This is a genomic window from Baekduia sp., from assembly GCF_035996765.1.
Taxonomy (GTDB): Bacteria; Actinomycetota; Thermoleophilia; order Solirubrobacterales; family Solirubrobacteraceae; genus Baekduia.
Window position 1 is genome coordinate 17,598 of sequence record NZ_DASYJG010000077.1, and the last position, 13,465, is coordinate 31,062.

Below are 13,465 nucleotides of genomic sequence, written 5' to 3' on the forward strand. Positions count from 1 at the left end.
AGCACCATGCCCTTACCCGAGCGGCTTCCGACACACGCCGTGACAGGGTCCATGCAGACGCGGCGCGGCGGGCGGCCTGAGGCCCGGATCGTCGTGGCTGGGCGTGCCGAAGGTCGGAGCCTCGTGCGCCAGCACCGGTTCCGGCCTGAGGTGCGTCCAGGCGCGTCGAGACGCCCCTCAGGCCGCCCGCCGACGGGCTTGGTCGCGGTATTTCGCATAGTCCGCCCGGTCGGGCTGAAGGTTGGCCGCGAGGACCAGCGGATGGAGCGCCTCGGCGTGCTGGCCGAGCTGCTGGAGGCAGCGGCCGAGGCAGAACAGCGCGTAGTCGTTGGTCGGCGCGTGCTCGACGACCGCCTCGAATTCGGCAGCGGCCTCGCTGAAGCGTTGAGCGAGGAAGAGCGCGCGGCCGTAGGCCTCGCGGACGGAGTCTTTGTCGGGCGCGAGCTCCCGGGCACGAGCCAGCGGCACCGTCGCCGCGTGGTGATCTCCGGCCTCTAGGAGCTCCGTGCCCTGGCGGAAGAGCTCGTAGGCACCTGGCTGGTCCATGAGCCTCAATTGTAGGACCGGCGGCGGCGCGGTCTCAACGCGTCCACCAGCTCGGCGGACCGCGGCGGGAGCGCCCACAGCGCCCGGATCCGCCCGCCCAGCCCGAGGCCCGCAGCCAACTCACGCCGCAGCGCGCGACGCTGGCGCGGTGTGGGCGACGGGCCGCCGGCGCCGTAGCGCGCGACCCGCAGCGAGGCGACGTAGCCCGAGGCCCCGTCGCTCCCGCGCAGCATCCCCTCGACCTTGGCGAGCGTGAGCTCCGGCAGGATGCCGCGGCCGGAGCGTTGCAGCGCGAGGCGTAACTCCTCGAGCTCGGGGTCGCCGCTGCGCGCCAGCTGGCGCCTGCGGCGGACGGCCATCATGGCGGCACCGGCGACCAGCGCGAGCGCCACGCCGCCAAGCACCAGCCAGGCGCCAAGGCCGATCCCCCCGCCGCCGGCGGCCGCGGCGGCACCGCCGGCTCGCGGGTCCGACAGCCGGTCGCCCGTCGACGCCGCACGACCCTTCGGCTTCGGAGCGGTGGACGCCACCGACACCGTGTCGGTCTGCTGCGAGCGCGCCGGCGAGTCGCCGGGCGTCGGGTCGAAGGTCACCCAGCCCAGGCGCGGGAAGTAGGCCTCGACCCAGCTGTGGGCATCGAGGTCGCGGATGACGTGCGTGGCGCCGTCGCGCGAGCCGGGCGAGAAGCCGGCGACGACGCGTGCCGGTACGCCGCCCATGCGCAGCAGCAGCGCGGTCGCGCCGGCGAAGTACTGGCAGTAGCCCGCGTGGTCGCGAAACAGGAAGGCGTCGAGCGGCTCGAGCCGGCCGGGGGACGGCGGCGCCTCGGTGTAACGCGCGTCGCGCTGGACGCGCGCGATCACCTTGCGCACGTAGTCATAGGGGTCGGTCGTCGCCCCGCTCAGCTCCTGGGCCAGCGCGTACTCGCGGGCGTAAGGCGAGGCGGACAGCGCCTGGTCGGCGTCGATGATCCCGAAGCCGCTCGCCGCGCGCGCCACGCTGGCCGCGTTGCTCCCCCACGGTGCGAAGTGCACCTCGACCGGGCCGATCCCTGGCTGCGACGGCAGCTCGACCGCGAGTTGGCGGATGACGTAGTAGGGGTAGTCGACGCCAGCGCTGTGGAGCTCGACCGTGCCCGGCGTCGGCACATAGACGACCGCGTCGTAGGAGTCGCCGCGGCGCAGCGGCTTGCCGCTGACCTGGAAGGTTCCCGGCGTCGCCGGGACGACGTCCTTGCTAGAGCGATTGACGACCGTGGTCGTTCCCGCGACCAGGAACTGGCGGCTCTTGAGACCTTTGACGGTGACGTGGATCGTCTGCGTCCAGTTGGGATGGCGTCGCGCGAACTGCGTGTCCGCACCGCCGCTCAGAACGCCCTTGGCCTGACGCCACTCGCGACCGTCGAAGTCCTCCAGGTTGGCGGTCTTGAGGTAGAGGTCGCCGCGGGCGCGCACCCGCGCGATCTCCAGACCGTCGCGCGGCCAGTTCAACGGGCCGTAGCTGTGGTTCCAGGTGAAGGTGGTGGTCTTGCCGCCCTGCAGCGCCTCGGCCAGCGCTTCGTAGTCGACCCACGGCCGCGGTGAGTCCAGGTGCGGAGCCAGCAGTGCCGAGCCCAGGACGGCGACGACGCCGATCGTGGCCGCTGCCGGCGCCTCGCGGCTGCTGAGGCGCTCGCCCCAGAGCATCGCGCCGAGCAGCAGCGAGAAGAGGATGCCGTCGAGGTAGGGGTGCGACGGGCGGTGCTCGATGATCGCCACCACGTAGAGGACGCCGAGGCAGAGCGTGGCCGCGAAGGTCTTCGGCCGCGGCGCGAGCGCGAGGATGGCGCCGGCCAGAAGTAGCACGCCGCCGCCGCTGATCAGCACGGTGCGCACCCACGGGTCGGTGCCGCGATAGGGCATCCGCAGTTCGGGGAGCGTGGCGATCGCGTTGGCGATGTTGACGCTCAGCGTGTCCCAACGATCAGGACGCAGGTACCACAGCGGCACGCCGGCCACCAGCAGGATCAGAGCGAGCGCTGCGAGCACGATCGCACTCATCGCAGCGATGCGCCGCCCGCGGGTGGTGAGCACCTCGCCCGCGGCCGCGGCCACGATGCCGGCGGCGAGGGCGATCAAGAACAGACCGAGCAGATCCCCGCCGGCGCCCGGCCGGACGATGCCCGCCCAGTGCGCGCCGCCGAAGAGCCCGAGCGCAGCGAACGTCGCGAGCCGCAGCGTCCAGGCCTCCGACCGCGAAGCGGCGCCGCGGGCGGCGCCCATCGTTCCGGGGACTGGGAGAGCTGTCATGCGACCGCCGCGCCGCGGCGCGCCTCCGACAGCTCATAGCCGATGCACTCGGCCACCGTGAAGGCCGCCCGGCGCCCGGCGATCGGCGCGGGCACCACGAGCACGCGGCCGCCGCCGGGCGCGTGGGCCAGCGCGCGCGGCGGGCGGGTGAGGCGGCGCGCGGCAACGTAGACGATTGGCCCACGGCGGGCGGCCAGACCGGAGACCGGCGGCGGCACGTTGCCGTCGACCAGCGCCAGGCGCGCATGCAGATGCGTCCAGCCGACGAGGCCCGGATCCAGCACGACCGGCCGGCGATCGCCGGGAATCAGCAGCGCGCACCCGCCCGCGTGCGCAAGATGGACGGCCAGTGACGCCGCTGCCCGCACCGCCGCGTCGAGATCCTCCTCGCTGGCCGCGGCCCGGGGATCCAAGACGACGAGCGGGCGCGTGTCGCTGTCGGCGCGCAGCCGACGCTCCAGCAGCTCGCCGCCCTTGGCCAGCGACGGCCAGTACATCCGTGACGCCGACGTCCCCTCGCGGGCCTGGCGCAGCCCGTCGAGCTCGATCTCCGCCGCTACCGACGAGCGGCGCCCGAGCTGGAGCGATCCGGAACCGTCGCCGCCGGCGCCCGGTGCCTGAACCGGCTCGATCCGTGGAAGCACCAGGACCTCGTCGGTGGCGATCGGCGCGCCGCGCACGATCCGCACCATCAGCCCGAGCGGATCGCGCACCGCCACGCGCGGTGGCGCGAGCAGCTTGCGTCCGCGGCGCGCGAAGCGCACCTCGATGCGCACGCACGTCAGCCGCCGGCCGGTCGCCAGCGGCGCGGGCGCCGGCAGCAGTGGGTCGAGCACGCCGCCGGTCGGCAGCGGCCGTGGCGAGGTCACGCGGATCTCGACCGGCACCGCCTCTTCTTCCAGGGCTCGTCGGCGGCCAACCGTGCGCGTGACGTGGATTCCGCGCGCGCCCGCGAGGACCCACGCGGCCGCCCCGAGCGCGACGGCGAGGAAGGCGGCGCCTGCCACGTACAGCGGCTCGGCGTCGAGCAGACCGGCGCAGAGGATGAGCAGCAGGCCGAGGGCGCCGGTGCGGAGGAGTGGGCGGGCGGTCTCCTCCATGGTCGGCTCCTCCAGACCCAGTCCTATAAGGCTGGGGTAGCGGCGAGCGCGTCGGCGACGACCTGCTCCGCGGTTGCGTCCAACGCCTCCGGCGCCAGGACGAGGCGGTGGGCAAGGACGACGCGCGCCAACGCCTGGACGTCGTCGGGCAGCGCATGGTCGCGGCCCTGCAGCAGCGCCCGCGCCTTGGCGGCGCGCAGCAGCATCAGCCCGGCACGCGGGCTCGCGCCCAACTCGGTGCGGGCGTCCTGACGTGTGCGCTGCAGCAACGCCACCACGTAGGAGCGCAGGCGGTCAGACGCGACGACGCGCGTGGCGATGTCGATCGCCTCCAGCACGTCGGCGGCGGTGGCGACCGGCTCCATCTTCTCGACGCGGTCGCCGGCCTCGTGGGCGCGCAGCATGTCGACCTCGGCGGCCGGCGTCGGGTAGCCGAGCGACAGCCGCGCCATGAAGCGGTCGACCTGCGCCTCAGGCAGCGGGTAGGTCCCCTCGAACTCGACGGGGTTCTGGGTGGCGAGCACGACGAACGGCCGCGCCAGCTCGTGGGAGTGGACGTCGACGGTGACGCGCCGCTCCTGCATGCACTCCAGCAGGCCCGATTGCGTCTTGGGCGAAGCGCGGTTGACCTCGTCGACGAGGACGACGTTGGCGAAGATCGGCCCGGGCCGGAACTCGAAGCGGTCCTCGCGCTGGTTGAAGACGTTGGTGCCGACGACATCGGCGGGCAGCAGATCGGCCGTGCACTGCACGCGCTGGAAGCCGAGGTCGGTCACGCGCGCGAACGCGCGCGCGAGGGTGGTCTTGCCGACGCCGGGGAGATCCTCGATCAAGACGTGGCCTTCAGCGAGGATGCAGACCAGCAGATCCTCGAGCACCTCCTGGCGGACCTCGACGACATCGTGAACCGCCTCGGCGATCCGCCGGGCCAGCAGGCCGGCGCGGGCGACCTCGGATCCGTCGAGGTGGCCCTCGGTGCTCATCTCACGCCCCGGCCTTCGCCTGGTTGGCGCGGAGCTTTTCGATGGTCGCGAGGATCGCCCGCGCGACCTCCGCTTTGGTCCCGCGCGGCACGGGCTCGTCGCCGGTGGCAGTGACCAGCGTCACCTCGTTGTCGACGGCGTCGAAGCCGATGCCGGGCTGGGAGACGTCATTGACCACCACCGCATCCAACCCCTTGCGGACCAGCTTGTCGCGGCCGTATTCCAGCGCGCCTGCGCCATGTTCTGCGGCGAAGCCGACGAGCGTCTGCTCGGGGCGACGGCCGGCGGCCAGTCCGGAGAGCACATCCTCGGTACGTTCGAGCACGAGCTCGAGTTCATCGCGGCCGGTCTTCTTGACCTTGCCCTCGACGGCGCTCGCCGGCCGGAAGTCGGCGACGGCCGCCGCCATCACCAGGACGTCGGCGGCGGGAAACTCGGCGACTGCGGCGTCGCGCAGCTCCGCCGCGGTCTCGACCTCGACGTACCGCACGCGCGGATGATGAGCGAGCGTGACGTTCGCGGCGATCACCGTCACCTCCGCGCCGAGCGCCGCGGCCTCCTCGGCGACGGCGAAGCCCATGCGGCCAGAGGAGCGGTTGCCGACGTAGCGCACGGCGTCGATCGGCTCGCGCGTGCCGCCGGCGGTGACGAGCACCTTGAGGCCGTCCCACGGGCGGGCGCCCACCGGAACCACGGCCTCGAAGGCGGCGACGAGATCGGCGACCTCCGCCAGCCGGCCCGTCCCCCACTCGTGCTTGGTCGCCAGCGCGCCGGTCCCCGGCTCGATCACGATCACCCCACGCTCGCGCAGCAGCGCGAGGTTGGCCTGCGTGGCCGGGTGCTCCCACATGTGATGGTTCATCGCGGGCGCGACGAGCACCGGGCAGGACGCGGCCAGCGCCGCGCTGGTCAGCAGGTTGTCGGCCTGCCCGTGGGCGAGCTTGGCGATCGTGTTGGCCGACGCAGGCGCGATCAGATACGCGTCGGCGTTGCGGACCAGCTCGAGGTGGCTGGCCGGATCATGCGCCGGCGGATCCTGATCGGGGAACGCGCCACGGGCGGGGTCGCGTTCGAACTCGTCGGTCAGGACCGGGGCGCCCGTCAGCGCCGCGAACGAGGCGGCGCCGACGAAGCGTTGGGCGGTCGGCGTCTGAATCGTCCGAACGGCATGCCCGGCCTTGGTGGCCAGGCGCACGACCTCGAGCGCCTTGTAGGCGGCGATGCCCCCGCTGACTCCGAGGAGCAGGCGCGCCACGATCTAGCCCTAGCGGTACTGGTACTTGATCTTGCCCGCTGCGACTTCCTCGAGCGCGATCGTGAGGTAGTTCTTGCTGATGGTCTCGACCATCGGGGGCGGGAACTCGTCGAACGTCCCCTCACCCAAGTTGTGGTAGTACGAGTTGATCTGTCGCGCGCGCTTGGCGGCGACGAGAACCGACGCGTAATTGGAGTCGACGTGGTCGAGCAGCTTGTCGATGCGGGGGCTGATCACGGTTCCAGTGTACCCCGCACGATCGCCTCCAGCTGATCCACCGCCGCATCAAGACGATCGTTGACCACGACGTGCTTGAACTCGCCCGCCGCTGAGAGCTCTTCGCCGGCCACGTTCAGGCGGCGCTCGACCTGCTCGGGAGTGTCGGTGCCGCGGCCGACGAGACGGTCGCGCAGCGCGTCGTCGCTCGGCGGGCGGATGAAGATCTGCGTTGCGTCGGGCAGCGTCTCGCGTACCTGGCGCGCGCCCTGGACCTCGATCTCCAGCAGCACGGGACGGCCGCCGGAGGTGTGGCGATCGAGCTCCTCGCGCAGCGTGCCGTAGCGACGCCCGGAGTACTCGGCCCACTCGACGAAGTCACCCGCGTCGACGTGACGAGCGAACTCCTCGTCGGAGAGGAAGTGGTAGTGCTCGCCCTGGGTCTCCCCCGGGCGCGCCTGGCGCGTGGTGGCCGAGACGCTCAGCGCGAGCTCGGGCACACGCTCACGCAGCAGACGGATGAGCGTGCCCTTGCCGACCCCCGAGGGACCGGTGATGACGAAGACACCGGACACGTGTATCTCGCGCGCGGCGCGCGCTACTTGCGGAGCATGCCGACGAGCTCGGCACGCTGACGATCCGACAGGCCGCCGATCGTCTTCGACGGCGAGATCCGGCAGGTCTGCAAGATCTTGTTGGCCTTCACCCGCCCGTACTTCGGGACGGCCAGGAGCATGTCGAAGACCTTGGCGGTCTCGAGGAACTCGGGCGGATCGAGAAGCAGTTTGTGGATCGACACTCGACCGGCCTTCAGGTCGCGCTTGAGCTGCGCGCGACGGGTGCGGATGACGTTGGCCTTTTGGAGGGCGTCCATCCGCTGATTGAGGCTGCGTTCGGGTGCCGCCGTGTGCTTGATGGGCGAGTTGGCGGCCGGCGACATCGGGGCGCCGATACTACACACCAACGGGCCTCCAGCAAGGCGTGACAGAGCAATTCGGCTGGACCTCGACCTGAGGTCCACCCTTCTTCACCCTGCTTGACGGTGCCGACGGGTTTTGCAGGTACTTTCCTGCCCCATCTCCACGCGCGGCCACATGGCCGACCGGCACGCTCCGCGAGCGTCCTCCGGTGTTTGCGGCTTTCCGTCTGAACGAGTGTGCAATGGCGACATACATCGGCCTCGAGCGCCAGACGTCCGTGGACCGACAGACCGCTCAGCGATCGTCCGCAGCCCGGTTCGAACCCGCATCGTGAAGCTGGCGCGCGAGCCCTCGCTGAACGCGTGACGGCCACAGCGGACCGCCGTAGACGAAGGCGGTGTAGGCCTGCACGAGCGTCGCCCCCGCGGCCAGCCGAGTTGCCACGTCCGTCGCGCTCTCCACCCCGCCGACCGACACGATCACGAGCTCGTCGCCGAGCCGCGCGCGCAGCCGCAGCAGCACCGCGAGCGACCGCTCGGCCAGCGGCGCGCCGGAGAGTCCGCCCGCGCCGGCGCCGGCAATCCCCTCAGCGGTGCTGCGCAAACCGGCGCGCGAGATGGTGGTGTTGGTCGCGACGATGCCGTCCAGGCGGGTCCGCAGCGCGAGCTCGGCCACGGCGTCGATGTCCTCGTCAGCCAGGTCGGGCGCGATCTTGACCAGCAGCGGGACGGTGTGGCCGGCGGCGGCCAGGCCCTCGCGCACCGCGACGATCAACGGCTCGAGCTGCGCCACCGCCTGCAGGTCGCGCAGCCCCGGCGTGTTGGGCGAGCTGACGTTGATGACGAGGTAGTCGGCGTGCGGCGCCAGCGCCTGGGCACTGGCGCGGTAGTCGGCCGCAGCATCCTCGGCGAGCTTCGTCTTGCCGATGTTCACGCCGACTACCACGCCGGGGTCGCGCGCGCGAGCCAAGCGCGCGGCCGCCGCCTGCGCCCCGGCGTTGTTGAAGCCCATGCGGTTGACCAGCGCGCGGTCGGCGGGCAGCCGGAACATCCGCGGTCGGGGGTTGCCGGGCTGTGGTTGCGCCGTAACCGTCCCGATCTCCACGAAGCCGAAACCGAGCGCCGTCAGCGCGTCGACGTGCGCCGCCTCCTTGTCAAAGCCGGCAGCCAACCCCAGCGGGCTGGGGAAGTCGAGGCCGAGGGCGCGCACGCGCAGCACGGGATCGCGCGGCGCCAGCGCGCGCCGCGCCAGCCGCCGCGCCCAGCGGGAGCCGAGCACGACGTCCAGCGTCCGGGTCCCGAGCCGGTGAGCGGTCTCGGCGTCGACGCGCCGCAGGACCAGTTCGAAGAGCAGCCGCCAGATCAGGAGGCGCTCGGCTGAGTGGGCATGGACAGCGCAGCTGATCGCGCGGCGTGCAGCTCCTGCAGCGAGATCACCTCGGCCACCCCCTGGCGTTCGGAGGAGATCGCGCGCGCGGCGCTGAGGCCGGCGCTCAGCGTCGTCAGGCACGGGATGCCCGCGGCGACCGCGGCGCGCCGGATCTCCCAGCCGTCCGTACGTGCACCCGAGCCCGTCGGGGTGTTGACCACCAGGTCGACCTTGCCTTCTTCGATCCAGGTGACCACGTTCGGGGTGCCCTCGTTGATCTTGTTGATGACCGTGGCGGGCACGCCCCAGCGCTGGATCGCCTCGGCCGTGCCGCGTGTGGCGACGATCTGAAAGCCGAGGTCGTGCAGGATCTGGGCGACGGCGCCGGCTGCCGGCTTGTCGGTGTCGGTGACCGTGATGAAGGCCGTGCCCTCGGTCGGCAGCGCGGCGCCGGCCGCGGCCTGGGCCTTGGCGAACGCGCTGGGGAAGTCGCGGGCGACGCCCATGACCTCGCCGGTCGAGCGCATCTCCGGACCAAGCACGGCGTCGGAGCCCTCGAAGCGGTCGAACGGCAGCACCGCCTCCTTGACGCTGACGTGATCCAGCGGCGCGTCCTCGGCGGGGAGGTCGAGCTCCACCAGCTTCTCGCCGAGCATCAGCCGGCAGGCCATCTTGGCCAGCGGCACGCCGATCGCCTTGGAGACGAACGGCACGGTCCGCGACGCGCGCGGGTTGGCCTCGATGACGTAGAGCTCGCCGGCGTGGACGGCGTACTGCACGTTGCAGAGGCCGACGACGCCGAGCCCGAGCGCGATCCCGCGCGTCGCCGCGCGGATCTGGTCGAGCATGTCGGGGCCGAGCGAGTGCGGCGGCAACACGCAGGCGCTGTCACCGGAGTGGATCCCTGCCTCCTCGACGTGCTGCATGATCCCGCCGAGCCAGACCGATTCCCCGTCACAGAGCGCGTCGACGTCGACCTCGATCGCGTTCTCCAGGAAGCGGTCCAGGAAGATGTCGCGCCCATCGCGGGCATGGCGCGTCAGGTAGTCGGCAAGGCCATCGCGGGAGTAGACGATCTCCATCGCGCGACCGCCGAGAACGTAGGACGGACGCACGAGCAGCGGATAGCCCACGGTGTCCCCCGCGTCCAGCGCGCCCTCGATCGTCGCGGCGGTGGCGTACGGCGGCGCCTTGAAGCCGAGGCGATCGAGCAGCTCGCCGAAGCGACCGCGCTCCTCAGCCAGATCGATCGAGTCAACGCTGGTCCCGAGGATCTTGACGCCGGCCTGTTGCAAACCATGCGCCAGCCGTAACGGGGTCTGACCCCCGAACTGGACGATGACGCCTTCGGGCTGCTCGATCGCGATGACGCCGAGCACGTCCTCCAGCGTCAGCGGCTCGAAATAGAGCCGGTCCGACGTGTCGTAGTCGGTGGAGACCGTCTCCGGGTTGCAGTTGATCATCACCGCGTCGCGGCCGCTCTCGCGGACGGTCATCGCGGCGTGCACGCAGCAGTAGTCGAACTCGATGCCCTGGCCGATGCGGTTCGGACCCGCGCCGAGGATCACGACCGAGGCGTTGTCGCCGCGGCGAACCTCGTCGGCCGCTTCGCGCTCCCAGGCCGAGTAGAAGTACGGCGTCTCGGCGGCGAACTCCGCCGCGCAGGTGTCGACGGCTTTGTAGGTCCGGACGCCGCTGAACGGCGCGTCGGGATCGAGCGCGACGGCTTGGAGCTCCCGGAGGAACCACGGGTCGATGAACGTCTTGGCGCCGATCTCCTCGATCGTCGCCTCCTTGCGGAAGGCCGCGAGGATGACGTCGAAGCGGTCCGAGGCCGGGCGGTCGAGCATCGTCAGCAGGTCGGCGCGGCCGAGCGCGTCCAGGCGCGGCGGCGCGTCCAGCTCGCGTGAGCGCATGGCCTTCAGGAACGCCTGGGAGAACGTGCGGCCGATCGCCATCGCCTCGCCGACGGACTTCATGTGCGTCGAGAGCTCGGCATTGGCGCCGCTGAACTTCTCGAAGGCGAAGCGCGGCCACTTGACGACCACGTAGTCGATCGTCGGCTCGAAGCTCGCCGGCGTCACCCGTGTGATGTCGTTGGGGATCTCCTCCAGCGAATACCCGACGGCCAGCCGCGCGGCGATCTTGGCGATCGGGAAGCCGGTGGCCTTGGAGGCCAGCGCGGAGGACCGCGACACGCGCGGGTTCATCTCGATGACGAGGATCTCCTCGGTGCTCGGGTTGACCGCGAACTGCACGTTGGAGCCGCCGGTCTCGACGCCGACCGCGCGGATGCAGGCCATCGCCTGGTCGCGCAGCTTGTTGTAGAGGCGGTCGGTGAGCGTCTGCTGCGGGGCGACGGTGACGCTGTCGCCGGTGTGCACGCCCATCGGGTCGAGGTTCTCGATCGAGCAGACGATCACGACGTTGTCGTTGTGGTCGCGCATGACCTCGAGCTCGAACTCGCCCCAGCCGATGACCGACTGGTCGATCAGCACCTGGGTGATCGGCGAGGCGGCGAGGCCGCGGGAGACGATCGTGCGGTACTCGTCCTCGGTGCGCGCGATGCCGCCGCCGCGGCCGCCGAGCGTGAACGCCGGACGCACGATCGCGGGCAGGCCGATGCGCTCGCGCGCCGCCTCGGCCTCTTCGATCGTCGTCGCGATCGCGTTGGCCGGCATCTTCAACCCGGCCTTGGCCATCGCCTGCTGGAAGAGCTCGCGATCCTCGGCCGTGTTGATGGCGTCGTAGTTCGCGCCGATCAGCTCGACGCCGAACTTCGCCAGCGTGCCGTCCTCGTGCAGCGCCTTGGCGAGGTTGAGCGCGGTCTGGCCGCCGAGCGTCGGCAGCAGTGCGTCGGGGCGCTCCTTCTCGATGACCTGGGCGACCGGGCCGGGCAGCAGCGGCTCAACGTAGGTCGCGTCGGCGAACTCCGGGTCGGTCATGATCGTCGCCGGGTTGGAGTTGACCAGGACGATCTCGTAGCCCTCCTCGCGCAGGACCTTGCAGGCCTGCACGCCGGAGTAGTCGAACTCGGCGGCCTGGCCGATGACGATCGGACCGGAGCCGAGGATCAGGATCTTGTGGATGTCGTTGCGGCGGGGCATCGGTCAGGCAGCGCTCCGGACGGCGTTCAGGAAGCGGTCGAACTGGTACAGCGCGTCGTTGGGGCCCGGGCCGGCCTCGGGGTGGTACTGGACGGTCGCGCCGTTGACCTCCAACAACTCCAGCCCCTCGACCGTGCGGTCATAGAGGTTGACGTGGGTCAGGGCGGCCTCGCCGAAGTCGGTCTGCCAGCGCACGGGCTCGTCGGCCTCGACGCGTCCGGTCCCGTCGGGAGCCTTCACGGCGAAGCCGTGGTTCTGAGCGGTGATCTCGATCTTGCCCGTCCGGAGATCCTTGACCGGGTGGTTGCCGCCGCGGTGGCCGAAGGGCAGCTTGTAGGTCTCCAAGCCGACGGCCTGGCAGAGCAGCTGGTGGCCGAGGCAGATGCCCCAGACCGGGCGCTTGCCGACGAGGTCGCGGACGGTGTCGACGACATAGCCGAGGGCGGCCGGGTCGCCGGGGCCGTTGGCGAGGAAGAACGCGTCGGCGTCGGTGGCCAGCAGCTCCTCGGCCGTGACGGTGCACGGGTGCAGCGTGACCTCCGCCCCGCGCTCGACGAGGTTGCGCACGATCGAGGACTTGATGCCCGTGTCGATGGCGTGGATCTTGGTCGCCCCGCCGAAGCCGAGGGTATGGGCGACCTTGGGCGTGACGACCTTCGCGAAGTCCGCGCCGACCATCGACGGCTCGGCGGCGATCAGCTCGCGCGCTTCGCTCTCGGAGATCTCGCCCGTGAAGACGCCGCCGCGCATCGCGCCGGCGTCGCGGATGTGGCGGACTAGCGCGCGCGTGTCGGCGCCGGAGATCGCCGGGATGCCGCAGTCGATCAGCCAGTCACACCAGCCGCGCTCGGCCTCCGGCGCGTCCTCGCGGTTGACGGCCTCGCGCATGATCGCCGCGCGCGCCCAGACGGCCTCGGACTCCATCGCGGACTGCGAGACGCCGTAGTTGCCGATGTGCGGGTAGGTGAAGGTGATGAGCTGGCCGGCGAAGGACGGGTCGGTCATCGACTCCTGGTAGCCGGACATGCCGGTGGTGAAGACGACCTCGCCGGTGGCGTGGCCTTCCGCTCCCACAGACTCGCCGTCAAAGCGCGTGCCGTCCTCGAGCAACACGTAGGCGTTGGACTTCTGCATCAGAGGATCACCTTCTGGACGGCCTTGAACTCGGGGGTGCCGGCGCGCTCGCAGAGCTCGAGCAGCGCGGCTTCGACGGTGGTCAGGGTCGCGCCGGCGCGGTCGAGGCGCTGAAGCCCTACCTCGCGATCGTGCGCGTGGCGGGAGCCGACCGCGTCGGTGACGATCTGCACGCTGACGCCGCGGTCGAGCAGGTCGAGCGCGGTCTGCATCACGCAGACGTGGGCCTCGATGCCGCAGAGCAGCACCTGGTTGCGCCCGGCGAGGTTGAAGCCGTCGGCGCGGACCGCGCTGAAGACGGACTTCTCGACGATCGTCGCGTCGTTTGGCAGCCCGACCTCGGGCGCGGTGTGCTGCAGGCCCTTGGGGTACTGCTCGGTCGCGATGATCGGGACATCGAGGATCTTCGCGCCCTCGACGAGGCGACCGCAGGCGGCGGCGACGTCGGCGAACGTGTCGTAGGAGCGGAAGCCGTCCTGGACGTCGACGACGACCAGCGCCGAGCGGCGACGGTCATAGAGCCGCGTGGAGTTGCTCTGAGCGCTCAT

At 71.4% G+C, this 13,465-nt stretch carries 12 protein-coding genes; all 12 read right to left on the reverse strand.

The features are described 5' to 3' along the window. Nucleotides 1–177 precede the first annotated feature (177 nt). Complete coding sequence (locus VGO10_RS17050; protein WP_327470555.1) at nucleotides 178–546, reverse strand: tetratricopeptide repeat protein; 369 nt, start codon at nucleotides 544–546, stop codon at nucleotides 178–180. A 5-nt stretch (nucleotides 547–551) separates the two neighbouring features. Further along, on the reverse strand, nucleotides 552–2,834 hold the full coding sequence (locus tag VGO10_RS17055; RefSeq protein WP_327470558.1) for a transglutaminaseTgpA domain-containing protein: 2,283 nt from the start codon (nucleotides 2,832–2,834) through the stop codon (nucleotides 552–554). Next, entirely contained in the window at nucleotides 2,831–3,934 is a 1,104-nt protein-coding gene (locus VGO10_RS17060) for a DUF58 domain-containing protein (protein ID WP_327470560.1), read from the reverse strand. Before VGO10_RS17060 ends, VGO10_RS17055 begins: the two co-directional genes overlap by 4 nt. 23 nt (nucleotides 3,935–3,957) lie before the next feature. Next, complete coding sequence (locus VGO10_RS17065) at nucleotides 3,958–4,917, reverse strand: MoxR family ATPase (RefSeq protein WP_327470562.1); 960 nt, start codon at nucleotides 4,915–4,917, stop codon at nucleotides 3,958–3,960. Nucleotide 4,918: 1 nt separating this feature from the next. Further along, nucleotides 4,919–6,172, reverse strand: coding sequence for a bifunctional phosphopantothenoylcysteine decarboxylase/phosphopantothenate--cysteine ligase CoaBC (gene coaBC / locus VGO10_RS17070; protein ID WP_327470564.1), 1,254 nt, complete (start codon nucleotides 6,170–6,172; stop codon nucleotides 4,919–4,921). 9 nt (nucleotides 6,173–6,181) lie between these two features. Further along, entirely contained in the window at nucleotides 6,182–6,409 is a 228-nt protein-coding gene (rpoZ, locus tag VGO10_RS17075) for a DNA-directed RNA polymerase subunit omega (RefSeq protein WP_027007495.1), read from the reverse strand. Continuing rightward, nucleotides 6,406–6,963, reverse strand: a complete 558-nt coding sequence (gene gmk, locus VGO10_RS17080; RefSeq protein WP_327470572.1) for a guanylate kinase — start codon at nucleotides 6,961–6,963, stop codon at nucleotides 6,406–6,408. The genes rpoZ and gmk overlap by 4 nt, the downstream gene beginning before the upstream one ends. Before the next feature lie 23 nt (nucleotides 6,964–6,986). Further along, nucleotides 6,987–7,328, reverse strand: coding sequence for an integration host factor, actinobacterial type (mihF, locus tag VGO10_RS17085; RefSeq protein WP_327470574.1), 342 nt, complete (start codon nucleotides 7,326–7,328; stop codon nucleotides 6,987–6,989). Between the two features lie 274 nt (nucleotides 7,329–7,602). Then, nucleotides 7,603–8,673, reverse strand: coding sequence for a quinone-dependent dihydroorotate dehydrogenase (locus tag VGO10_RS17090; RefSeq protein ID WP_349258961.1), 1,071 nt, complete (start codon nucleotides 8,671–8,673; stop codon nucleotides 7,603–7,605). Beyond that, the gene (gene carB / locus VGO10_RS17095; protein WP_327470576.1) at nucleotides 8,670–11,783 is read right to left on the reverse strand and encodes a carbamoyl-phosphate synthase large subunit; all 3,114 of its coding nucleotides are present in this window, start codon (nucleotides 11,781–11,783) and stop codon (nucleotides 8,670–8,672) included. Before carB ends, VGO10_RS17090 begins: the two co-directional genes overlap by 4 nt. 3 nt (nucleotides 11,784–11,786) lie before the next feature. Further along, nucleotides 11,787–12,917, reverse strand: coding sequence for a glutamine-hydrolyzing carbamoyl-phosphate synthase small subunit (carA, locus tag VGO10_RS17100; RefSeq protein ID WP_327470578.1), 1,131 nt, complete (start codon nucleotides 12,915–12,917; stop codon nucleotides 11,787–11,789). Continuing rightward, complete coding sequence (locus VGO10_RS17105) at nucleotides 12,917–13,465, reverse strand: isochorismatase family protein (protein ID WP_327470580.1); 549 nt, start codon at nucleotides 13,463–13,465, stop codon at nucleotides 12,917–12,919. Before VGO10_RS17105 ends, carA begins: the two co-directional genes overlap by 1 nt.